The 22,264-nt window shown below is 70.5% G+C and carries 20 protein-coding genes; 19 read left to right on the top strand and 1 reads right to left on the bottom strand.

The genetic code is table 11. From position 1 onward, the window contains the following. The first annotated feature begins 4 nt into the window (after nt 1–4). The 13 genes from ACWDA7_RS04695 (at nt 5) to nusB (ending at nt 13,138) form a co-directional block, all read left to right on the top strand. Nucleotides 5–451 (top strand): DUF948 domain-containing protein, encoded by a 447-nt coding sequence (locus ACWDA7_RS04695; protein ID WP_359390040.1) that lies wholly within the window; start codon nt 5–7, stop codon nt 449–451. A 7-nt stretch (nt 452–458) separates the two neighbouring features. After that, on the top strand, nt 459–809 hold the full coding sequence (locus ACWDA7_RS04690) for a DUF6167 family protein (RefSeq protein ID WP_450602747.1): 351 nt from the start codon (nt 459–461) through the stop codon (nt 807–809). Next, on the top strand, nt 809–3,481 hold the full coding sequence (alaS, locus tag ACWDA7_RS04685; protein ID WP_450602746.1) for an alanine--tRNA ligase: 2,673 nt from the start codon (nt 809–811) through the stop codon (nt 3,479–3,481). Before ACWDA7_RS04690 ends, alaS begins: the two co-directional genes overlap by 1 nt. 17 nt (nt 3,482–3,498) lie before the next feature. Then, entirely contained in the window at nt 3,499–3,963 is a 465-nt protein-coding gene (gene ruvX, locus ACWDA7_RS04680) for a Holliday junction resolvase RuvX (RefSeq protein WP_359390048.1), read from the top strand. Nucleotides 3,964–4,085: 122 nt separating this feature from the next. Next, nucleotides 4,086–5,882 (top strand): endolytic transglycosylase MltG, encoded by a 1,797-nt coding sequence (gene mltG, locus ACWDA7_RS04675; RefSeq protein ID WP_450602744.1) that lies wholly within the window; start codon nt 4,086–4,088, stop codon nt 5,880–5,882. Beyond that, complete coding sequence (locus tag ACWDA7_RS04670; protein WP_450602743.1) at nt 5,879–6,721, top strand: shikimate dehydrogenase; 843 nt, start codon at nt 5,879–5,881, stop codon at nt 6,719–6,721. The genes mltG and ACWDA7_RS04670 overlap by 4 nt, the downstream gene beginning before the upstream one ends. Before the next feature lie 184 nt (nt 6,722–6,905). Then, nucleotides 6,906–8,090, top strand: a complete 1,185-nt coding sequence (gene aroC, locus ACWDA7_RS04665; protein WP_450602741.1) for a chorismate synthase — start codon at nt 6,906–6,908, stop codon at nt 8,088–8,090. Further along, nucleotides 8,087–8,602: a shikimate kinase gene (locus tag ACWDA7_RS04660; protein WP_450602740.1), complete on the top strand. Its 516-nt coding sequence runs from the start codon at nt 8,087–8,089 to the stop codon at nt 8,600–8,602. The genes aroC and ACWDA7_RS04660 overlap by 4 nt, the downstream gene beginning before the upstream one ends. Further along, nucleotides 8,599–9,690: a 3-dehydroquinate synthase gene (gene aroB, locus ACWDA7_RS04655; RefSeq protein ID WP_450602739.1), complete on the top strand. Its 1,092-nt coding sequence runs from the start codon at nt 8,599–8,601 to the stop codon at nt 9,688–9,690. The genes ACWDA7_RS04660 and aroB overlap by 4 nt, the downstream gene beginning before the upstream one ends. Nucleotides 9,691–9,944: 254 nt before the next feature. Next, nucleotides 9,945–10,811: a Pro-rich N-terminal domain-containing protein gene (locus ACWDA7_RS04650; protein ID WP_450602738.1), complete on the top strand. Its 867-nt coding sequence runs from the start codon at nt 9,945–9,947 to the stop codon at nt 10,809–10,811. Nucleotides 10,812–10,991: 180 nt separating this feature from the next. Then, nucleotides 10,992–12,098 carry an aminopeptidase P family protein gene (locus ACWDA7_RS04645; RefSeq protein WP_450602737.1) on the top strand — a complete coding sequence of 369 codons (1,107 nt, stop codon included), beginning with the start codon at nt 10,992–10,994 and terminating at the stop codon, nt 12,096–12,098. A 42-nt stretch (nt 12,099–12,140) separates the two neighbouring features. Beyond that, nucleotides 12,141–12,707, top strand: a complete 567-nt coding sequence (gene efp, locus ACWDA7_RS04640) for an elongation factor P (protein WP_359390071.1) — start codon at nt 12,141–12,143, stop codon at nt 12,705–12,707. 2 nt (nt 12,708–12,709) lie between these two features. After that, a complete protein-coding gene (gene nusB, locus ACWDA7_RS04635) occupies nt 12,710–13,138 on the top strand; it encodes a transcription antitermination factor NusB (protein WP_359390073.1) in 429 nt (142 codons plus the stop codon). 362 nt (nt 13,139–13,500) lie between these two features. On the opposite strand, the gene bldD is transcribed toward nusB, so the two are convergent. Continuing rightward, nucleotides 13,501–14,001 carry a transcriptional regulator BldD gene (gene bldD, locus ACWDA7_RS04630; RefSeq protein WP_003956405.1) on the bottom strand — a complete coding sequence of 167 codons (501 nt, stop codon included), beginning with the start codon at nt 13,999–14,001 and terminating at the stop codon, nt 13,501–13,503. A 265-nt stretch (nt 14,002–14,266) separates the two neighbouring features. Here bldD and pyrR point away from each other — a divergent pair, with 265 nt between their 5' ends. From pyrR to carB, 6 genes are all read left to right on the top strand, one after another. Then, on the top strand, nt 14,267–14,839 hold the full coding sequence (gene pyrR / locus ACWDA7_RS04625; protein ID WP_359390076.1) for a bifunctional pyr operon transcriptional regulator/uracil phosphoribosyltransferase PyrR: 573 nt from the start codon (nt 14,267–14,269) through the stop codon (nt 14,837–14,839). A 104-nt stretch (nt 14,840–14,943) separates the two neighbouring features. Then, nucleotides 14,944–15,942: an aspartate carbamoyltransferase catalytic subunit gene (locus ACWDA7_RS04620; RefSeq protein ID WP_450602736.1), complete on the top strand. Its 999-nt coding sequence runs from the start codon at nt 14,944–14,946 to the stop codon at nt 15,940–15,942. A gap of 5 nt (nt 15,943–15,947) precedes the next feature. Beyond that, nucleotides 15,948–17,234, top strand: a complete 1,287-nt coding sequence (locus ACWDA7_RS04615; protein WP_450602735.1) for a dihydroorotase — start codon at nt 15,948–15,950, stop codon at nt 17,232–17,234. An 8-nt stretch (nt 17,235–17,242) separates the two neighbouring features. Then, nucleotides 17,243–17,791, top strand: a complete 549-nt coding sequence (locus ACWDA7_RS04610; RefSeq protein WP_450602792.1) for a PH-like domain-containing protein — start codon at nt 17,243–17,245, stop codon at nt 17,789–17,791. Further along, a complete protein-coding gene (carA, locus tag ACWDA7_RS04605) occupies nt 17,788–18,930 on the top strand; it encodes a glutamine-hydrolyzing carbamoyl-phosphate synthase small subunit (protein WP_450602734.1) in 1,143 nt (380 codons plus the stop codon). Before ACWDA7_RS04610 ends, carA begins: the two co-directional genes overlap by 4 nt. After that, nucleotides 18,923–22,231, top strand: a complete 3,309-nt coding sequence (carB, locus tag ACWDA7_RS04600; RefSeq protein ID WP_450602733.1) for a carbamoyl-phosphate synthase large subunit — start codon at nt 18,923–18,925, stop codon at nt 22,229–22,231. The genes carA and carB overlap by 8 nt, the downstream gene beginning before the upstream one ends. The last annotated feature ends 33 nt before the right edge of the window (nt 22,232–22,264 follow it).

The following is a 22,264-nucleotide window of genomic DNA, read 5'->3' as shown; positions in this document are numbered from 1 at the left end:
CGCGGTGTCCGGAGGAGAGGTTGCCGGGATCCTCGTGGCCGTCTTCTGGGCGATCCTGGTCTCCTTCCTCGCCGTCGCGCTGGCGAGGCTGGCCCAGACGCTCAGGGCGACCACCAAGCTGGTGGCGGACGTGACCGACCAGGCCGTCCCGCTGCTGGCCGACGCCTCCGAGGCGGTGCGCTCCGCGCAGACCCAGATCGACCGGGTGGACGCCATCGCGTCGGACGTCCAGGAGGTCACGTCGAACGCGTCGGCGCTGTCGACGACCGTCGCGTCCACCTTCGGCGGCCCCCTGGTCAAGGTCGCGGCGTTCGGCTACGGCGTGCGCAGGGCGCTGGCCGGCCGCGGTGAGAACGTGCCCGCCAAGGCGCCCCGGCGTACCGTGATCGTGGGCCGCACCGTCCCGTCCGCGCGACGGGGTAAGCGGAACACCCGGGAAAAGAGAGACTGACCGAGCGATGTTCCGCCGTACCTTCTGGTTCACCACGGGCGTCGCCGCCGGTGTGTGGGCCACCACCAAGGTCAACCGCAAGCTGAGGCAGCTGACCCCCGAGAGCCTGGCCGCGCAGGCCGCCAACAAGGCGCTGGACGCGGGGCACCGGCTCAAGGACCGCGCACTCGACTTCGCGTCCGACGTCCGGGCCGGCATGGCCCAGCGGGAGGCCGAACTCGGTGACGCGCTGGGCCTGACCGCATCCGGCGCCCCCGAACTCCCGGCGCCCCGGCGGCACCCCGCCATCGAGAACCGCGACAACCCGAAGTACGTCGAGAGCTCGGCGCACTCGTACAACCGGAATGAGGACCACTGATGGAGTCGGCTGAAATCCGCCGCCGCTGGTTGAGCTTCTTCGAGGAGCGCGGGCACACCGTCGTCCCTTCGGCGTCGCTCATCGCGGACGACCCGACTCTGCTTCTCGTCCCGGCCGGCATGGTGCCCTTCAAGCCCTACTTCCTGGGCGAGGTCAAGCCGCCGTTCCCGCGCGCCACCAGCGTGCAGAAGTGCGTGCGCACGCCCGACATCGAAGAGGTCGGCAAGACCACGCGCCACGGCACGTTCTTCCAGATGTGCGGCAACTTCTCCTTCGGCGACTACTTCAAGGAAGGCGCCATCAAGCTCGCCTGGGAGCTGCTCACCGCGCCCCAGGACAAGGGCGGTTACGGCCTGGACCCCGAGCGCCTGTGGATCACGGTCTACAAGGACGACGACGAGGCCGAGCAGATCTGGCACGAGGTCGTCGGCGTGCCCAAGGAGCGCATCCAGCGCCTGGGCATGAAGGACAACTTCTGGTCCATGGGCGTCCCCGGTCCCTGCGGCCCCTGCTCCGAGATCAACTACGACCGCGGCCCCGAGTTCGGCGCCGAGGGCGGCCCCGCCGTCAACGACGAGCGGTACGTGGAGATCTGGAACCTCGTCTTCATGCAGTTCGAGCGCGGCGAGGGCACCGGCAAGGACAACTTCGAGATCCTCGGCGACCTGCCGAGCAAGAACATCGACACAGGCCTCGGCCTGGAGCGGCTCGCCATGATTCTGCAGGGCGTGCAGAACATGTACGAGATCGACACGTCCATGGCCGTGATCAAGAAGGCCACCGAGCTCACCGGTGTCGCCTACGGTGACTCGCACGCCTCGGACGTGTCGCTGCGCGTGGTCACCGACCATATGCGCACCGCCACCATGCTCATCGGCGACGGTGTCACCCCGGGCAACGAGGGCCGCGGCTATGTGCTGCGCCGCATCATGCGCCGCGCCATCCGCAACATGCGTCTGCTCGGCGCCACGGGCCCGGTGGTGAAGGACCTCATCGACACCGTGATCGGGATGATGGGTCAGCAGTACCCGGAGCTCGTCAGCGAGCGGGAGCGGATCGAGAAGGTCGCCCTCGCCGAGGAGAACGCCTTCCTCAAGACGCTGAAGGCCGGCACCAACATCCTCGACACCGCTGTGACCGAGACCAAGTCCACCGGTGGCACCGTCCTGTCCGGCGACAAGGCCTTCCTGCTCCACGACACCTGGGGCTTCCCGATCGACCTCACCCTAGAGATGGCCGCCGAGCAGGGCCTGTCCGTGGACGAGGACGGCTTCCGCCGCCTGATGAAGGAGCAGCGGGAGCGCGCCAAGGCCGACGCCCAGTCCAAGAAGACCGGCCACGCCGACCTCGGCGCCTATCGCGAGATCGCCGACACGTCCGGCGAGACCGACTTCATCGGCTACACCGACACCGAGGGCGAGTCCACGGTCGTCGGCATCCTGGTCGACGGTGTCTCGTCCCCCGCCGCCACCGAGGGCGACGAGGTCGAGATCGTCCTCGACCGCACCCCGTTCTACGCCGAGGGCGGCGGCCAGATCGGCGACACCGGCCGCATCAAGATCGACTCCGGCGCCGTCATCGAGGTCCGCGACACCCAGAAGCCGGTGCCGGGCGTGTACGTCCACAAGGGCGTCGTCCAGGTCGGTGAGGTCATCGTCGGCGCCAAGGCCCAGGCGTCGATCGACACCCGTCGCCGAAAGGCCATCGCCCGCGCCCACTCGGCCACGCACCTGACGCACCAGGCCCTGCGCGACGCCCTCGGCCCGACGGCCGCCCAGGCCGGTTCCGAGAACCAGCCCGGTCGCTTCCGCTTCGACTTCGGCTCCCCCTCCGCCGTTCCGACGGCCGTGATGACCGACGTCGAGCAGAAGATCAACGAGGTGCTCGCCCGCGACCTGGACGTCCAGGCCGAGATCATGGGCATCGACGACGCCAAGAAGCAGGGCGCCATCGCCGAGTTCGGCGAGAAGTACGGCGAGCGCGTCCGCGTCGTGACCATCGGCGACTTCTCCAAGGAGCTGTGCGGCGGCACGCACGTGCACAACACCGCCCAGCTGGGCCTGGTGAAGCTGCTCGGCGAATCCTCGATCGGCTCCGGTGTCCGCCGTATCGAGGCGCTGGTCGGCGTCGACGCCTACAACTTCCTCGCCCGCGAGCACACGGTCGTCAACCAGCTGACCGAGCTCCTCAAGGGCCGCCCGGAGGACCTGCCGGAGAAGGTCTCCGGGATGCTCGGCAAGCTGAAGGACGCCGAGAAGGAGATCGAGAAGTTCCGCGCCGAGAAGGTGCTCCAGGCCGCCGCCGGTCTCGCCGAGTCCGCCAAGGACGTGCGCGGGATCGCCGTCGTCACCGGCCAGGTCCCGGACGGCACCACCCCGGACGACCTGCGCAAGCTCGTGCTCGACGTGCGCGGTCGCATCCAGGGCGGACGGCCTGCCGTGGTCGCCCTGTTCACCGTGAACAACGGCAAGCCGCTCACGGTCATCGCCACCAACGAGGCCGCCCGCGAGCGCGGTCTCAAGGCCGGTGACCTGGTACGCACCGCTGCGAAGACGCTCGGCGGCGGCGGTGGCGGCAAGCCGGACGTGGCCCAGGGCGGCGGCCAGAACCCGGCCGCCGTCGGGGAGGCGGTCGAGGCCGTCGAACGGCTGGTCGTCGAGACCGCCAAGTAAGAAATCGGTCAAGAAATATGAGAAGAGGACGCCGGCTCGCGATCGATGTCGGTGACGCCCGTATCGGGGTCGCCTCGTGCGACCCCGACGGGATCCTGGCCACTCCGGTGGAGACGGTCGCGGGCCGGGACGTCCCGGCGGCTCAACGGCGGCTGAAGCAGCTCGTCGAGGAGTACGAGCCGATCGAGGTCGTCGTCGGCCTCCCCCGTTCCCTCAAGGGGGGTGAGGGTCCGGCCGCGGTGAAGGTCCGCGGCTTCGCACAGGAGTTGGCGCGTTTGATCGCGCCCGTGCCGGTGAGGCTCGTGGACGAACGGATGACCACGGTGACGGCCGGTCAGGGCCTGCGCGCCTCGGGAGTGAAGTCCAAGAAGGGCCGGTCCGTGATCGACCAGGCCGCCGCCGTCATCATCCTCCAGCAAGCTCTGGAATCCGAACGAGTGTCAGGTAAAGCACCGGGCGAGGGCGTCGAACTGGTCATCTGATCGCGATACGGTAACGTTCCGCGCGGTGCGATGGCATTCGAACAGCTACCGCACAGCAATGAGGCGGAACGGAAGCCGAGCCACCAGCTCCTGCGACCGCCGCTTTCGGCTCTAGGGGATCGATGACTGAGTATGGCCGGGGCCCGGGCTCCGCACCGTGGCATCCCGAGGACCCGTTGTACGGGGACGGCGGATGGCAAGGACAGCAGTCCGGCGCGGACCAGTCCCCGTACGGCGACCGGTCGCAGCAGTACCCGGAGCAGCCGCAGCAGCACTACGGCGAGTGGGGCGGCGCCCAGCAGCGGGGGTACGGCCAGGGGCACCAGGGCTACCAGCAGTACCCGGGCCACGGGCAGCAGCAGTACCCGCAGCAGGGACAGCCGCAGGGCGGGCAGCAGTACCCGCAGCAGGGTGGGCAGCAGCAGTACCCACAGCAGCAGTACCCGCCGCAGGGCGGGCAGCAGTACCCGCAGCAGGGGCAGCCGCAGGGTGGCGGGCCGCAGTACGGGGGGCAGCAGCAGGGGTACGACAACTCCGGCTGGAACGGACAGAGCCAGGTTCCCCAGCACTCGGACCCGGCGGACCCGTACGGCACCCGGTCCGGCGCTCAGCAGCCCGACTTCTACCCGACGCCGGGCGCGTATCCGCCCCCCGAGCCGCCAAGCCGGCGGCGTGCCGAGCCGGAACCGGAGACCGACTGGGACCCGGGCCCCGACCAGGGCGAACATGCCTTCTTCACGGGCGGGGACGACGACGATGACGACGACGAGCCGGGCGACCGCCGCGGCCGACGGGGCCGCGGCGACCAGGACAACAAGGGCAACAAGGGCAAGAAGCGCCGCAACGGATGCGCCTGCCTGGTGGTCGTGCTGGTCCTCGGCGGCGGTGTCGGCGGGGTCGGTTACTTCGGGTACCAGTTCTACCAAAATCGTTTCGGCCCGGCTCCCGACTACGCCGGCGAAGGCGACGGCGAGCAGGTCACGGTCACCATTCCCGACGGTGCCACCGGGGCCACCATCGGACAGGTGCTGAAAAAGGCCGGTGTGGTCAAGAGCGTCGACGCGTTCGTGGCGGCGCAGGGGCAGAACCCCGAGGGCAAGACCCTCCAGGCGGGCACCTACACGCTGAACCAGCACATGTCCGCGGCCGCCGCCGTCCAGTTGATGCTCAGCCCGAAGAGCAAGAACAACCTGATCATCGCCGAGGGACGGCGCAACGCGGAGATCTACGCGGCGATCGACGAGCGTCTGAAGCTGAAGGCGGGCACCACCAAGGACATCGCCGCGAAGAAGTGGAAGACCCTCGGACTGCCCGACTGGGCGAACACCAACAAGGACATCAAGGATCCGCTCGAAGGGTTCCTGTACCCGTCGAGCTATCCGGTCGCCAAGGGCATGAAGCCCGAGGACGTCCTCAAGCAGATGGTCGACAGGTCGAAGCAGAAGTACGCCGAGTTCGGCATCCAGGCCAAGGCCAAGAGCCTCAACCTGGACAATCCGCTGCAGGTCCTGACGGTCGCGAGCCTCGTCCAAGCGGAGGGCAAGTACAAGCGCGACTTCGAGAAGGTCGCGACGGTCGTCTACAACCGGCTCAAACCGGACAACACCGAGACCTACGGCCTGCTCGACTTCGACTCGACGGTGAACTACTTCCGCGGTCAGTCCAAACTCGCCACCGGGTCGGTCAACGATCTGCGGCAGATCAACAACCCCTACAACACGTACAAGTTCAAGGGCCTGCCGCCCGGACCGATCGACAACCCCGGCGAAGTGGCGATCAACGCCGCCCTCAAGCCGGCCAAGGGGAACTGGTACTACTTCGTCTCGATCAACGACAATGAGACACTGTTCGCCGAGACCAACGAAGAGCAGAACCGCAACCGCGAGAAGTACCTCGAACAGCAGAAGAAGGGTCAATGACGGGCACCGTCGGCAAGCGCCGGGCCGCCGTCCTCGGCTCTCCGATCGCCCACTCCCTCTCCCCGGTGCTGCACCGCGCCGCATACCGGGAACTGGGCCTTGAGGACTGGTCGTACGACCGCTTCGAGGTCGACGAGGAGGCGCTGCCCCGCTTCGTGGAGGCGCTCGGACCCGAATGGGCCGGGCTGTCGCTGACCATGCCGTTGAAGCGGGCCGTCATCCCACTGCTCGACTCCGTCAGCGACACCGCCGCCTCGGTGGAGGCCGTGAACACCGTCGTGTTCGACAAGGACGGGCGGCGCATCGGCGACAACACCGACATCCCCGGGATGGTCGCCGCGCTGCGCGAGCGGGGCATCGAGCAGGTCGGCTCCGCCGCGATCCTGGGTGCGGGCGCCACCGCCTCCTCCGCGCTGGCCGCGCTCGCCAGGATCTGCACCGGCGAGGTCGTCGCCTATGTGCGCAGCGAGGCGCGGGCCGCCGAGATGCGCCGGTGGGGCGAGCGGCTCGAGGTCGACGTCCGTACCGCGGACTGGTCACTGGCCGACCGGGCGCTGCGCGCGCCGCTGGTCGTCGCCACCACGCCGGCCGGGACGACGGACGCGCTCGCCGCCGCCGTTCCCGAACGCCCGGCCGCCCTCTTCGACGTGCTCTACGACCCCTGGCCCACGGCTCTCGCCGCCCGCTGGTCCATGTACGGCGGTGCCGTGATCAGCGGTCTCGACCTGCTGGTGCACCAGGCCGTGCTGCAGGTCGAGCAGATGACGGGCCGCGCCCCGGCCCCCGTGGACGCCATGCGCACGGCGGGCGAGCACGCCCTGGCGGCCCGCCGGACGTGACCCGCACCGGCCCTCCCGCCCGGTCCGCTCACGTCCGCCTGATGGACCTGGGACCGGTTCCCGCCCCCGGACGTGGGAGGATCGGAGGTGGCGGGCCGGGACCGCGCACCCGGTGTCGCCGTCGCCGTACGCGAGGACGCGTGTACGCAGGGCAGTACCAGAGCGCGAGCACTGAGGAGCACCGTTGAGCAGGTTGCGCTGGCTGACCGCGGGGGAGTCCCACGGTCCCGCACTTGTCGCGACGCTGGAGGGCCTTCCCGCCGGCGTGCCGATCACCACGGACATGGTGGCGGATCACCTGGCGCGGCGTCGGCTGGGCTATGGGCGCGGTGCCCGGATGAAGTTCGAGCGGGACGAGGTCACCTTCCTGGGCGGGGTCCGCCACGGACTCACCCTGGGCTCCCCGGTGGCGGTCATGGTCGGCAACACCGAGTGGCCCAAGTGGGAGCAGGTGATGGCCGCCGACCCGGTCGACCCGGAGGTGCTCGAGGGGCTGGCGCGCAACGCACCGCTGACCCGGCCGCGGCCCGGGCACGCCGACCTCGCCGGTATGCAGAAGTACGGCTTCGACGAGGCGCGGCCGATCCTGGAGCGGGCGTCGGCCCGGGAGACCGCGGCGCGCGTGGCGCTGGGCGCGGTGGCGCGGTCGTACCTGAAGGAGACGGCCGGGATCGAGATCGTGTCCCATGTGGTCGAGCTCGCGTCGGCGAAGGCGCCGTACGGCGTGTACCCGACCCCGGCGGACGTGGAGCGGCTGGACGCCGACCCGGTGCGGTGCCTGGACGCGGACGCGTCGAAGGCGATGGTCGCGGAGATCGACCAGGCGCACAAGGACGGGGACACCCTCGGCGGTGTGGTCGAGGTCCTCGCCTACGGCGTGCCGGTGGGCCTCGGTTCGCATGTGCACTGGGACCGCCGGCTCGACGCGCGGCTCGCGGCCGCGCTGATGGGCATCCAGGCGATCAAGGGCGTCGAGGTCGGCGACGGCTTCGAGCTGGCGAGGGTGCCGGGCTCGAAGGCGCACGACGAGATCATCACCACGCCCGACGGCATCAAGCGTGCGACGGGCCGCTCCGGCGGTACCGAGGGCGGGCTGTCCACCGGTGAGCTGCTGCGCGTACGCGCCGCCATGAAGCCCATCGCGACCGTGCCCCGGGCGCTGCAGACCGTGGACGTGGCCACGGGCGAGCCGACGCAGGCGCACCACCAGCGGTCCGACGTGTGCGCGGTCCCGGCGGCCGGCATCGTCGCGGAGGCGATGGTGGCCCTGGTCCTCGCGGACGCGGTGGCGGAGAAGTTCGCCGGTGACAACGTGGTTGAGACGCGCCGCAACGTCCGCTCCTACCTCGAGAGCCTGGCGATCCGGTGAGCGCGCCGGTGGTGGTCCTGGTGGGCCCGATGGGGGTGGGCAAGTCCACGGTCGGGCAGCTGCTGGCGGAGCGGCTCGGCGTCGGCTACCGGGACACGGACGACGACATCGTCGCCGAGCAGGGCCGGTCCATCTCCGACATCTTCGTGGACGAGGGCGAGCCGGCCTTCCGCGCCCTGGAGAAGCAGGCGGTGCGTGAGGCACTGGCCGGGCACGAGGGGGTTCTCGCCCTCGGCGGGGGCGCGATCCTGGACGAGGAGACACGGGCCCTGCTGAGCGGGCACCGGGTCGTCTATCTGTCCATGGACGTCGAGGAGGCGGTCCGGCGCACCGGCCTCAACACGGCCCGCCCGCTGCTCGCCGTCAACCCGCGCCGGCAGTGGCGCGAACTGATGGAGGCCCGCCGCCACCTCTACGAGGAGGTCGCGACGGCCGTCGTCGCCACCGATGGCCGCAGCCCCGAAGAGGTCACCCAAGCCGCCCTGGACGCACTGGAGTTGAAGGAAGCATGAGCGAGGCAGTGACGCGGATCCAGGTCGGTGGCACGGCGGGGACCGACCCCTATGAGGTCCTGGTCGGCCGTCAACTCCTCGGCGAGCTGGCCAGTCTGATCGGTGACCGGGCCAGGCGGGTCGCGGTGATCCACCCGGAGGCGCTGACCGAGACGGGCGAGGTCCTGCGCGCCGACCTCGCCGAGCAGGGCCTCGAGGCGATCGCCATCCAGGTGCCGAACGCCGAGGAGGCCAAGACGGCCGAGGTCGCCGCCTACTGCTGGAAGGCGCTCGGCCAGTCCGGCTTCACCCGAACCGACGTCATCGTCGCCGTGGGCGGTGGCGCGACCACCGACCTGGCCGGGTTCGTGGCCGCGACCTGGCTGCGCGGGGTGCGCTGGATCGCCGTTCCGACCACCGTGCTGGCGATGGTGGACGCCGCGGTCGGCGGCAAGACCGGCATCAACACCGCCGAGGGCAAGAACCTGGTGGGCGCCTTCCATCCGCCCGCGGGCGTGCTGTGCGACCTCGCCGCGCTGGACTCCCTGCCGGTCAACGACTACGTCTCCGGGCTCGCCGAGGTCATCAAGGCCGGTTTCATCGCCGACCCGGTGATCCTGGATCTGATCGAGGAGGACCCGCAGGCCGCCCGCACCCCGACCGGACCGCACACGGCCGAGCTGATCGAACGCTCCATCAAGGTCAAGGCCGAGGTCGTCTCCTCGGACCTGAGGGAGTCGGGCCTGCGCGAGATCCTCAACTACGGGCACACGCTCGGCCACGCGATCGAGAAGAACGAGCGGTACAAGTGGCGCCACGGCGCCGCGGTCGCCGTCGGAATGCACTTCGCCGCCGAACTCGGGCGTCTGGCGGGCCGGTTGGACGACGCGACCGCCGACCGCCACCGTACGGTCCTGGAGTCGGTCGGGCTGCCGCTGCACTACCGCTACGACCAGTGGCCCAAGCTGCTGGAGACGATGAAGGTCGACAAGAAGTCCCGCGGCGACCTGCTCCGCTTCATCGTCCTGGACGGTCTGGCCAAGCCCACCGTGCTGGAGGGCCCGGACCCGGCGGTCCTGCTCGCCGCGTACGGAGAAGTGGGGGAGTAGCCCCTTCCCGGGCGCCTGCGGGCCTGCCCTACGGTCGCCGCGCGTCCGCCGGGTCTGTGCGGCGGGCGACGTGTTCCGCTCGGCCCGGCTGCCCCGATCCGCCTGCGGCGACGGGCACTTCGGGCCGCTCCCGGCCGTTCACACAACAGCGGCCGGGGACGGTACCGTTCGGTAGGCAGCGGGGCGGCAGGCCCCGCGGCCAGCGCCGATCGCCCGCCGGAGGCGAACCGAAACACGAGACGGAGTAGCACCGGATGCAGGACGCAGTGGGAGCTCCGCTGCCGCCGCCCCACGAGCCGGGGCACGGTCCGGCGACCACTTGGGCACCGGCCGCACACCATCCGGGACAGCCCGGCGCCCAGCCGGGCCCCGTACCGCAGGCCCCGGCCGCGCCGGGTTTCGCGGTACCGCCCGCGCCCGCCGGTGCCCCGCACGCCCACGTCCCGCCGGCCCAGCCGCCCCTTCCGCCCGCGCCGGACACCACGGGACATGTGCAACTACCACCCGGCGGCCCGGTCGGCATGCCGAGCGCACCGCCGGCCCCGGGCACACCCGACCTCGCGGCCACCACGCTCGCCGTACTGCTCATAGGCCCGGCCGGTGCGGGCAAGACGAGCGTCGCCAAGTACTGGGCCGACCATCGCAGGACCCCCACGGCCCACATCAGCCTCGACGACGTACGCGAATGGGTGCGCTCGGGCTTCGCCGACCCGCAGTCGGGCTGGAACGACCACTCGGAGGCGCAGTATCGTCTCGCCCGCCGTACCTGCGGCTTCGCCGCCCGCAACTTCCTGGCGAACGGGATCTCCTGCATCCTCGACGACGCCGTCTTCCCGGACCGTCCCGTCGTCGGCCTCGGCGGCTGGAAGCGGCATGTGGGCCCGGGCCTGCTGCCGGTCGTGCTGCTGCCCGGCCTGGAGGTGGTCTTGGAGCGCAATGCCGAGCGCACCGGCAACCGCCGGCTCACCGATGAGGAAGTCGCGCGCATCCACGGCCGTATGGCCGGCTGGTACGGCTCCGGGCTGCCGATCATCGACAATTCTCAGCTCGACGTCCCGGGCACGGCCCGGGTCCTGGACGAGGTACTGGCCCGCTCGATCGCGAGCCCACCGCAGTGGTGAGGCCCTGACGGGCCCCTCCCGGAGACGGGGCCGTCGGACCCCACGCGGGGTGAGATCCCACCGGGCGGGCATCCTCCGGATGGCCGACCGCCGGGCCCACGATGCGGCCTCCACGGGTGAGAGCCGCCCGTCCGGACCTCTGGAACGGCGACATTCGGCTGACGCTCGTAGGCTCGGGTCATGTCAGAGGTGTACGCGGCCCGCCGGGAGCGGCTGAGGGAGCGCTGCAGTGCGGGCGGCAGCGCGACGGCGCTGGTCTCCCGCCCCGCCAACGTTCGTTATCTCGCGGGCGCCGCGCCCAGGGGCGCCGTACTGCTGCTGGGCATCGGCCACGACGTGCTGGTGTGCGCCGGACCGCCGGACGACCAGCTCGCCGACGGACGGCCCGACGAGGCGATGCGAGTGCACGCGCTGCCGGTGCCCGCCGGTGACACCGCCGTCGCCGCGGCCGACCTGGCCGCCTCGCAGGGTGCCGAGTCCCTGGCGCTCGAAGAGCACCACCTCACCGTGGCCCGGCACCGGGCCCTCAGATCCGTCGCTCCCCGGCTGCGGCTCAGCGATCTCGGCAGTGCGGTCGAGCAGCTGCGGGTCGTCAAGGACGAGGAGGAGATCGCCCTGCTGCGGATCGGCGCCGAGATCGTCGACCAGGCCCTGAGCGAGCTGCTGGAGTCGATCCTCGTCGGGCGCACCGAGCGCCATCTGGCCCTCGAACTGGAGCGGCGGCTCGTCGACCACGGGGCCGACGGACCCGCATTCGCCACCTCGGTCGCGACCGGGCCCAACTCCGGCCGCCGCTGTCACCGACCCACCGACCGGAGGGTGGAGGAGGGCGACTTCCTCTCCGTCTGCCTCGGGGCCGCCTATCGCGGCTACCGCTGCGAGATCGGCCGCACGTTCGTGATCGGCACCTCGCCCGCCGACTGGCAGATCGAGCTGTACGACCTGGTCTTCGCGGCCCAGCGCGCCGGACGACAGGCCCTGACACCCGGCGCCGCCAACCGCGAGGTGGACCGCGCGGCGCGTCAGGTACTGGATTCCGCGGGGTACGGCGGGTGCCTTCCGCCGCTGACGGGGCACGGGGTGGGGCTCGAAATCGACGAGGACCCGCAGTTGGCTCCCACAGCCATGGGTAAACTGGACGCTTGCGTGCCGGTCACCATCGAACCGGGGGTACACCTCCCGGGACGGGGCGGTGTCCGGATCGATGACACGCTCGTCGTACGCCCCGAGGCGGACGGCGGACCCGAGCTACTCACCATCACGACCAAGGAGCTGCTCGCGCTGTAGCGCGCGCCCCGGGGTCGTACCAGTCCAGGAGATTCCGCAACCGTGGCTTCCACGAACGACCTCAAGAACGGCATGGTGCTCAAGCTCGAAGGCGGCCAGCTCTGGTCCGTCGTCGAGTTCCAGCACGTCAAGCCCGGCAAGGGCCCCGCCTTCGTGCGCACCAAGCTCAAGAACGTGCTCTCCGGCAAGGTCGTCGACAAGACCTTCAACGCCGGTGTCAAGGTCGAGACGGCCACCGTCGACAAGCGCGACATGCAGTACTCGTACAAGGACGGCGACTACTTCGTCTTCATGGACATGGAGACGTACGACCAGCTGCACATCGACCCGAAGGCCGTCGGTGACGCCGCGAACTTCCTCATCGAGGGGTTCACGGCAGTCGTCGCGCAGCACGAGGGCGAGGTGCTCTTCGTCGAGCTGCCCGCCGCTGTCGAGCTGACCATCGCCGAGACCGAGCCGGGTGTCCAGGGCGACCGCTCCACCGGCGGCACCAAGCCCGCCACGCTGGAGACCGGCCACCAGATCCAGGTCCCGCTCTTCATCACCACCGGTGAGAAGATCAAGGTCGACACCCGCACGAGCGACTACCTCGGCCGGGTGAACGCTTAACCGTGGCTGCCCGTAACACGGCACGTAAGCGCGCCTTCCAGATCCTCTTCGAGGGGGACCAGCGCGGGGCCGCCGTCCTCACGGTCCTCGCGGACTGGATCCGGCTCTCGCGCGACGACACCCGGCAGCCGCCGGTGAGCGAGTACACGATGCAGCTCGTCGAGGGCTATGCGGAGCACGCGCAGCGCATCGACGAGCTGATCGCGCAGTACGCGGTCGGCTGGACACTGGACCGCATGCCGGTCGTCGACCGCAACATCCTGCGTCTGGGTGCCTATGAGCTGATCTGGGTCGACGAGACCCCGGACGCGGTGGTGCTCGATGAGATGGTGCAGCTCGCCAAGGAGTTCTCCACGGACGAGTCGCCCGCGTTCGTCAACGGACTGCTGGGCCGTCTCAAGGATCTGAAGCCGAGCCTGCGTCGCGACTAGGCGTGCGGCCGACACGCCTGACGCCGACGACTGGCCGGCGGTTCCGGGGGCAAGCCCCCGGACCGCCGGCCGTCGTCGCCTCCGTGGCAGGCACGGTCACCGCTCCGCCTGCAACCGCCCCGCCCGCCTTCCGCGCGGCCCCTCGGGCCCCGTCACGGCCCTCTCGGCCATCGATAGCGCCTCCCGCGAGGTCGTCCGGGAGGTCGTGGCAACAGTGACCACCGGGGCCGGTGTGTACGGCGTGGCGGGTGGGCTGGGGCCGCGCCGGCGGGTCCTCGCAGGGCGCAACAGAACCGCCCCCGCGGGGTGCCCGGTGAGGGCAGCGCACGGGGGCGGCACGTTTCTGCTGAGGACGGGAGCGGTCAGCTCTCCTCGTGGGAGACGGCGCGGCGCGCGTCCGCGTCGAGGACACCCCAGCTGATCAGCTGCTCGGTGAGGACGGAAGGCGACTGGTCGTAGATGACCGCGAGGGTGCGCAGGTCGTCCTGGCGGATCGACAGCACCTTGCCGTTGTAGTCACCGCGCTGGGACTGGATCGTGGCCGCGTACCGCTGCAGCGGGCCGGCCTTCTCGGCCGGCACATGGGCCAGCCGCTCCAGGTCGAGGACCAGTTTCGGCGGCGGCTCCGCGGCGCCGCCGGGCGTGGTGCCGGGCAGCAGTTCCTGCACCGGAACCCCGTAGAAATCCGCCAGCTCGGCGAGGCGCTGGACGGTGACGGCGCGGTCGCCGCGCTCATACGAACCGACGACGACTGCCTTCCAGCGGCCCTGGGACTTCTCCTCCACACCGTGGAGGGAAAGGCCCTGCTGGGTGCGGATGGCCCGGAGCTTGGCCCCGAGCTGTTTGGCGTATTCGCTGGACATATAGCTCCCCGGACACGGTGTCGACGTGCGGCTCGGCCGCGCGGCTGGTGACTCACTGTGAGGTTACGCAGCGTGACTCTCCCCCGTCAAGCCGAATGGTCCGGACCGACCCTTCCGTGGTGGACGGCCCGCGGTGCCGCCGGACGGGTGACGCGTGCGGCCAGGGGGGTGACGGGTCACCGCCAGCGGCCTGGTAGCGTGTATGGCGCAATTCCGACGTCCTTTAAGGTCCGTCCCGTGAGGCGGAGAAGGAGGTCCGTTTCGTATGGACACGCAGCATTCCGATGCGCGGGCCGTCCTCGAAGGCCCCGACATCGCACGGGTGTTGACCCGTATCGCCCATGAGATCGTCGAGCGCGCCAAGGGCGCCGACGACGTGGTGCTCCTCGGCATTCCGACCCGGGGCGTCTTCCTCGCCCGGCGGCTCGCCGACAAGCTGGAGCAGATCACCGGCCGCAAGATCCCGGTCGGCTCCCTCGACATCACCATGTACCGCGACGACCTCCGCATGCAGCCGCCGCGAGCGCTGGCCCGCACCGAGATCCCCGGTGACGGCATCGACGGCCGCCTCGTGGTCCTCGTCGACGATGTGCTCTTCTCCGGCCGCACCATCCGCGCAGCCCTCGACGCCCTGAACGACATCGGGCGGCCGCGTGCGGTCCAGCTCGCGGTCCTGGTCGACCGCGGCCACCGCGAACTGCCGATCCGCGCCGACTACGTCGGCAAGAACCTCCCCACGTCGCTGCGGGAGACGGTCAAGGTCCAGCTCGCCGAGGAGGACGGTCGAGACACCGTGCTGCTCGGCGCCAAGCAGACCGCCCCGGGCGCACAGCACTAGCACTCCGGCGTACGCCACAAGCTCACGCCCCGCGAGTGCGCCCCAGCGCGCGCCCGCCTGCCCGAATCCTCCCGAATGATGAACTGCCTTACGGAGCCTGAAAGATGCAGCGCCATCTGATCTCGGCCGCCGACCTCACCCGCGACGACGCCGTCCTGATCCTCGATACCGCCGAGGAGATGGCCCGGGTCGCGGACCGGCCGATCAAGAAACTGCCGACTCTGCGCGGCCGCACCGTCGTCAACCTGTTCTTCGAGGACTCGACCCGTACCCGGATCTCCTTCGAAGCCGCCGAGAAGCGCCTGTCCGCGGACGTCATCAACTTCTCCGCCAAGGGATCGAGCGTGTCCAAGGGGGAGTCCCTCAAGGACACCGCGCAGACCCTGGAGGCCATGGGCGTCGACGCTGTCGTCATCCGGCACGGCGCCTCCGGAGCCCCCTACCGTCTGGCCAACTCCGGCTGGATCGACGCTGCCGTGATCAACGCCGGCGACGGCACCCACCAGCACCCCACCCAAGCGCTGCTCGACGCCTTCACCATGCGCCGCCGCCTGGTCGGACGGGACGCGGGTATCGGCCGCGACCTCGCCGGCAAGCACATCACGATCGTCGGAGACGTCCTGCACAGCCGGGTCGCCCGCTCCAACGTCGACCTGCTGCACACGCTCGGCGCCGAGGTCACCCTCGTCGCCCCGCCGACCCTGCTGCCGATCGGCGTCGGATCCTGGCCCTGCGAGGTCTCCTACGACCTCGACTCCACCCTGCCCAAGTCCGACGCCGTGATGATGCTGCGCGTCCAGCGCGAGCGTATGAACGCCGCCTTCTTCCCGACCGAGCGCGAGTACGCCCGGCGCTACGGCCTCGACGGCGACCGCATGGCGAAGATGCCCGAGGACGCCATAGTGATGCACCCCGGGCCGATGGTCCGCGGCATGGAGATCACCGCCGAGGTGGCCGACTCCGACCGCTGCACCGCCATCGAGCAGGTGGCGAACGGCGTCTCGATCCGCATGGCGGTCCTGTACCTGCTGCTTGGAGGCGCCGTGTTCGATGCGAAGAGCACGCCCGCCGGCACCCCTGCCCGTACCACCGAGGAGAAGTAAGAACGATGAGCAAGATCCTTATCCGCGGTGCGAAGGTACTCGGCGGTGAGCCACAGGACGTGCTGATCGACGGCGAGACGATCGCCGGCGTGGGCACCGGCCTGAGCGCCGAGGGCGCCGAGGTGGTGGAGGCCGAAGGCAAGGTGCTGCTCCCGGGCCTCGTCGACCTGCACACCCATCTGCGCGAGCCCGGCCGCGAGGACTCCGAGACTGTGCTGACCGGTACAAGGGCCGCCGCGAGCGGCGGCTACACCGCCGTGTTCGCCATGGCCAACACCTTCCCGGTCGCCGACACCGCCGGTGTGGTCGAGCAGGTCTGGCGGCTCGGCCGGGAGCACGGCTACTGCGATGTGCAGCCCATCGGAGCCGTCACCGTCGGCCTCGAGGGCAAGAAGCTCGCCGAGCTGGGTGCCATGCACGAGTCGGCGGCGGGCGTCACCGTCTTCTCCGACGACGGCAAGTGCGTCGACGACGCGGTGATCATGCGCCGGGCCCTGGAGTACGTGAAGGCCTTCGGCGGGGTCGTCGCCCAGCACGCGCAGGAGCCACGGCTGACCGAGGGCGCCCAGATGAACGAGGGCGTCGTCTCCGCCGAGCTGGGGCTCGGCGGCTGGCCTGCGGTCGCCGAGGAGTCGATCATCGCGCGGGACGTGCTGCTCGCCGAGCACGTCGGCTCGCGCGTCCACATCTGCCACCTGTCGACCGCCGGGTCCGTCGAGATCGTCCGCTGGGCCAAGTCCCGCGGCATCGACGTCACCGCGGAGGTCACCCCGCACCACCTCCTCCTCACCGACGAGCTGGTGCGCAGCTACGACCCGGTCTACAAGGTCAACCCGCCGCTGCGCACCGAGCGCGATGTGACGGCCCTGCGCGAGGCGCTCGCCGACGGCACGATCGACATCGTCGCCACCGACCACGCCCCGCACCCGCACGAGGACAAGGACTGTGAGTGGGCCGCGGCCGCCATGGGCATGGTGGGCCTGGAGACCGCGCTGTCCGTGGTCCAGGAGACGATGGTCGACACCGGCCTGCTCGACTGGGCGGGCGTCGCCGACCGCATGTCCTTCAAGCCCGCGCGGATCGGCCGGGCGGCCGGCCACGGCCGCCCCGTCTCGGCAGGCGAGCCCGCCAACCTCACGCTTGTCGACACCGCATACCGTGGCCGGGTGGACCCCGCGGGCTTCGCCTCGCGCAGCCGCAACACCCCATACGAAGGCCGTGAGCTGCCGGGCCGTGTCACGCACACATGGCTGCGGGGCAAGGCCACGCTGATCGACGGGAAGCTCGCGTGACATCTGTGATGTTGTTCGCCGCAGAGAAGAAATCGGCGGAAGTGACCGACTGGGCCGCCCGCATCGGCTGGCTCGTGGGACTCGTCCTCTTCATCGCGCTCGTCTACTGGCTGATGCGCGAGGGCTGGAAGTGGCGCGGCACCCTCCAGGGCGACCTGCCCGAACTTCCCACCGCGCCGGACGACCCCGGCCCGGCGAGACTGAGCATGAGCGGCCGCTACCACGGCTCCACGACCGCCGGGCAGTGGCTGGACCGGATCGTGGCGCGCGGTCTGGGTACCCGCAGCCGTGTCGAGCTCACGCTGACGGACGCGGGCCTGGACGTCGTACGCCCCGGGGCGACGGACTTCTTCGTGCCGGTCGCACGGCTGCGCGAGGCCCGGCTGGACAAGGGGATCGCCGGCAAGGTCCTCACCGAGGGCGGGCTCCTCGTGGTGACCTGGGCGCACGGCGACAGGCTGATCGACTCCGGGTTCCGCTCCGACCGGGCGGCCGAGCACAACGAATGGGTCGACACCCTGAACCAGATGATCAACAAGACGGAAGGCGCACGATGACGACCTCCACCAAGGGAGCCGCGAGGGTTCCCGCCGTACTCGTCCTGGAGGACGGCCGCATCTTCCGCGGCCGTGCCTACGGGGCCGTGGGGGTGACCTTCGGAGAGGCCGTGTTCTCCACCGGTATGACCGGCTACCAGGAGACCCTCACCGACCCGTCGTACCACCGCCAGGTCGTCGTGATGACCGCCCCCCACGTCGGCAACACCGGTGTCAACGACGAGGATCCCGAGTCGAAGCGGATCTGGGTGGCGGGCTACGTCGTGCGCGACCCCGCGCGGGTGCCCTCCAACTGGCGTGCCAGGCGCTCGCTGGACGAGGAGCTGCGCCACCAGGGCGTCGTAGGCATAAGCGGTATCGACACGCGTGCGCTGACCCGTCACCTGCGTGAGCGCGGCGCCATGCGCGTCGGCATCTTCTCCGGCAACGCGCTGCCCGACGAGGGCACCATGCTCGCCGAGGTGCGCCAGGCCCCCGAGATGAAGGGCGCGGACCTCGCCGCCCAGGTCGCCACCACCGAGCCCTATGTCGTGCCCGCGATCGGCGAGAGGAAGTTCACCGTCGCCGCGGTCGACCTCGGCATCAAGGGCATGACCCCGCACCGCATGGCCGAGCGCGGCATCGAGGTGCACGTGCTGCCCGCGACGGCGACCGCTGAGGACGTCTACGCCGTGAACCCGGACGGCGTGTTCTTCTCCAACGGTCCCGGCGACCCGGCCACCGCCGACCACCCGGTCTCCGTCATGCAGGCCGTACTGGAGCGCCGCACGCCCCTGTTCGGCATCTGCTTCGGCAACCAGATCCTGGGCCGCGCGCTCGGCTTCGGCACCTACAAGCTGAAGTACGGCCACCGGGGCATCAACCAGCCGGTGCAGGACCGTACGACCGGCAAGGTCGAGGTCACCGCGCACAACCACGGCTTCGCCGTCGACGCGCCGCTCGACCAGGTGTCCGACACGCCCTACGGCCGCGCCGAGGTCTCCCACGTCTGCCTCAACGACAACGTGGTGGAGGGACTCCAGCTGCTCGACCAGCCGGCCTTCAGCGTCCAGTACCACCCCGAAGCGGCCGCGGGTCCGCACGACGCCGCCTACCTGTTCGACCGCTTCGTATCCCTGATGGAGGCCCAGCGTGCCTAAGCGCACCGATATCCAGTCCGTCCTGGTCATCGGCTCGGGCCCGATCGTCATCGGCCAGGCCGCCGAGTTCGACTACTCCGGCACCCAGGCCTGCCGGGTCCTGAGGTCCGAGGGCCTGCGCGTCGTCCTCGTGAACTCCAACCCGGCGACGATCATGACCGACCCGGAGATCGCCGACGCGACCTACGTCGAGCCGATCACCCCGGAGATCGTCGAGAAGATCATCGCCAAGGAGCGCCCGGACGCGCTGCTGCCCACCCTGGGCGGCCAGACGGCCCTGAACACGGCCATCAAGCTGCACGAGAACGGCGTTCTGGAGAAGTACGGCGTCGAACTGATCGGCGCGAACGTCGAGGCGATCCACAAGGGCGAGGACCGCGACCAGTTCAAGGACGTCGTGGAGGAGGTCCGCAAGAAGATCGGGCACGGCGAGTCCGCCCGGTCCGTGATCTGCCACTCCATGGACGAGGTGCTCGCCGGCGTCGAGCAGCTCGGCGGCTACCCGGTCGTCGTCCGTCCCTCCTTCACCATGGGCGGCGCCGGCTCCGGCTTCGCGCACGACGAGGAGGAGCTGCGCCGCATCGCCGGCCAGGGCCTGACCCTCTCGCCGACCACCGAGGTGCTCCTGGAGGAGTCCATCCTCGGCTGGAAGGAGTACGAGCTGGAGCTGATGCGAGACAAGCGGGACAACGTCGTGGTCGTCTGCTCCATCGAGAACTTCGATCCGATGGGCGTGCACACCGGCGACTCGATCACGGTCGCCCCGTCGATGACCCTGACGGACCGCGAGTACCAGGTCCTGCGCGACATCGGCATCGCCGTCATCCGCGAGGTCGGCGTCGACACCGGCGGCTGCAACATCCAGTTCGCGGTGAACCCCGAGGACGGTCGCGTGATCGTCATCGAGATGAACCCGCGCGTCTCGCGCTCCTCGGCCCTCGCCTCCAAGGCGACCGGCTTCCCGATCGCCAAGATCGCGGCCAAGCTCGCCGTCGGCTACACCCTCGACGAGATCCCGAACGACATCACCCAGGAGACCCCGGCCTCCTTCGAGCCGACCCTGGACTACGTCGTCGTCAAGGCACCGCGGTTCGCCTTCGAGAAGTTCCCGAGCGCGGACAGCACGCTGACCACGACGATGAAGTCGGTGGGCGAGGCCATGGCGATCGGCCGCAACTTCACCGAGGCCTTCCAGAAGGCGCTGCGCTCGCTGGAGAGGAAGGGCAGCCAGTTCACGTTCGTGGGCGATGTAGGGGACAAGGCCGAGCTCCTCCAGGTGGCGGGGCGTCCCACCGACGGCCGGATCAACGTGGTCATGCAGGCCATCCGCGCCGGCGCCACGCAGGAAGAGGTCTTCGAGGCGACGAGGATCGACCCCTGGTTCGTCGACCAGCTGTTCCTGATCAAGGAGATCGCGGACGAGCTCGCCGCCGCCGACAAGCTCGGCCCCGAGCTGCTCGCCGAGGCCAAGCGGCACGGCTTCTCCGACCAGCAGATCGGTGAGATCCGCGGGCTGCGCGAGGACGTCGTGCGTGAGGTGCGGCACGCGCTGGGCATCCGCCCGGTGTACAAGACGGTCGACACCTGCGCCGCCGAGTTCGCGGCGAGGACGCCGTACTTCTACTCGTCCTACGACGAGGAGACCGAGGTCGCCCGGCGCGACAAGCCCGCGGTGATCATCCTCGGCTCCGGCCCCAACCGCATCGGCCAGGGCATCGAGTTCGACTACTCCTGCGTCCACGCCTCCTTCGCGCTGAGCGACGCCGGGTACGAGACCGTGATGGTCAACTGCAACCCGGAGACCGTCTCCACGGACTACGACACCTCCGACCGCCTCTACTTCGAGCCGCTGACGCTCGAGGACGTGCTGGAGATCGTCCACGCCGAGCAGCAGGCCGGCCCCGTCGCGGGTGTCGTGGTCCAGCTGGGCGGCCAGACCCCGCTGGGCCTGTCCCAGGCGCTCAAGGACAACGGCGTGCCGATCGTGGGCACCTCTCCGGAGGCGATCCACGCCGCCGAGGACCGCGGGGTGTTCGGGCGCGTGCTCGCGGAGGCCGGCCTCCCGGCGCCCAAGCACGGCACGGCCACCACGTTCGACGAGGCCAAGGCGATCGCGGACGAGATCGGCTACCCGGTCCTCGTCCGGCCCTCGTACGTCCTCGGCGGACGCGGCATGGAGATCGTCTACGACGAGACCCGGCTCGCCTCGTACATCGCCGAGTCGACCGAGATCAGCCCCTCCCGGCCGGTGCTGGTCGACCGCTTCCTCGACGACGCGATCGAGATCGACGTCGACGCCCTCTACGACGGCGAGGAGCTCTACCTCGGCGGCGTCATGGAGCACATCGAGGAGGCCGGCATCCACTCCGGCGACTCGGCGTGCGCGCTGCCCCCGATCACGCTGGGCGGCTTCGACATCAAGCGGCTGCGCGCCTCGACGGAGGCCATCGCCCGCGGCGTCGGGGTCCGAGGACTGATCAACATCCAGTTCGCGATGGCCGGGGACATCCTCTACGTCCTGGAGGCCAACCCCCGCGCGTCCCGCACCGTGCCCTTCACCTCGAAGGCGACGGCGGTGCCGCTCGCGAAGGCCGCGGCCCGGATCTCGCTGGGCGCGACGATCGCCGGGCTGCGGTCCGAAGGGCTGCTGCCCGCGCACGGCGACGGCGGCGAACTGCCGCTCGACGCGCCGATCTCCGTGAAGGAGGCCGTCATGCCGTGGTCGCGGTTCCGCGACATCCACGGACGGGGCGTCGACACCATCCTCGGCCCGGAGATGCGCTCCACCGGCGAGGTCATGGGCATCGACTCCGTCTTCGGCACGGCCTACGCCAAGTCGCAGGCGGGGGCGTACGGCCCGCTGCCCACCAAGGGCCGCGCCTTCATCTCGGTCGCCAACCGGGACAAGCGGTCGATGATCTTCCCGGCGCGTGAGCTGGTCGCCCACGGCTTCGAGCTGCTCGCCACGTCCGGGACGGCCGAGGTCCTCAAGCGCAACGGCATCAACGCCACCGTCGTGCGCAAGCAGTCCGAGGGCACGGGCCCGGACGGCGAGAAGACCATCGTCCAGCTGATCCACGACGGCGAGGTCGACCTCATCGTCAACACCCCGTACGGCACCGGCGGCCGCCTCGACGGCTACGACATCCGTACCGCGGCGGTGGCCCGCTCCGTGCCGTGCCTGACGACGGTCCAGGCGCTCGCCGCCGCGGTCCAGGGCATCGACGCCCTCAACCACGGAGACGTGGGCGTCCGCTCACTCCAGGAGCACGCGGAACACCTGATCGCGGCCCGCGACTAGCAGCCGAGGAGGGGGGCACCGGGCGGGAAACGG

The organism is Streptomyces sp. NPDC001156 (assembly GCF_053598275.1).
This window is presented reverse-complemented; position numbering and strand designations above follow the sequence as displayed.

Coding starts and splice junctions, on each gene's coding strand:
- ACWDA7_RS04690 (WP_450602747.1), top strand. CDS start 459: ATGTTCCGCCGTACCTTCTGGTTCACCACGGGCGTCGCCGCCGGTGTG.
- alaS (WP_450602746.1), top strand. CDS start 809: ATGGAGTCGGCTGAAATCCGCCGCCGCTGGTTGAGCTTCTTCGAGGAG.
- ruvX (WP_359390048.1), top strand. CDS start 3,499: ATGAGAAGAGGACGCCGGCTCGCGATCGATGTCGGTGACGCCCGTATC.
- mltG (WP_450602744.1), top strand. CDS start 4,086: ATGACTGAGTATGGCCGGGGCCCGGGCTCCGCACCGTGGCATCCCGAG.
- ACWDA7_RS04670 (WP_450602743.1), top strand. CDS start 5,879: ATGACGGGCACCGTCGGCAAGCGCCGGGCCGCCGTCCTCGGCTCTCCG.
- aroB (WP_450602739.1), top strand. CDS start 8,599: ATGAGCGAGGCAGTGACGCGGATCCAGGTCGGTGGCACGGCGGGGACC.
- ACWDA7_RS04650 (WP_450602738.1), top strand. CDS start 9,945: ATGCAGGACGCAGTGGGAGCTCCGCTGCCGCCGCCCCACGAGCCGGGG.
- ACWDA7_RS04645 (WP_450602737.1), top strand. CDS start 10,992: ATGTCAGAGGTGTACGCGGCCCGCCGGGAGCGGCTGAGGGAGCGCTGC.
- bldD (WP_003956405.1), bottom strand. CDS start 14,001: ATGTCCAGCGAATACGCCAAACAGCTCGGGGCCAAGCTCCGGGCCATC.
- pyrR (WP_359390076.1), top strand. CDS start 14,267: ATGGACACGCAGCATTCCGATGCGCGGGCCGTCCTCGAAGGCCCCGAC.
- ACWDA7_RS04620 (WP_450602736.1), top strand. CDS start 14,944: ATGCAGCGCCATCTGATCTCGGCCGCCGACCTCACCCGCGACGACGCC.
- ACWDA7_RS04615 (WP_450602735.1), top strand. CDS start 15,948: ATGAGCAAGATCCTTATCCGCGGTGCGAAGGTACTCGGCGGTGAGCCA.
- ACWDA7_RS04610 (WP_450602792.1), top strand. CDS start 17,243: ATGTTGTTCGCCGCAGAGAAGAAATCGGCGGAAGTGACCGACTGGGCC.
- carA (WP_450602734.1), top strand. CDS start 17,788: ATGACGACCTCCACCAAGGGAGCCGCGAGGGTTCCCGCCGTACTCGTC.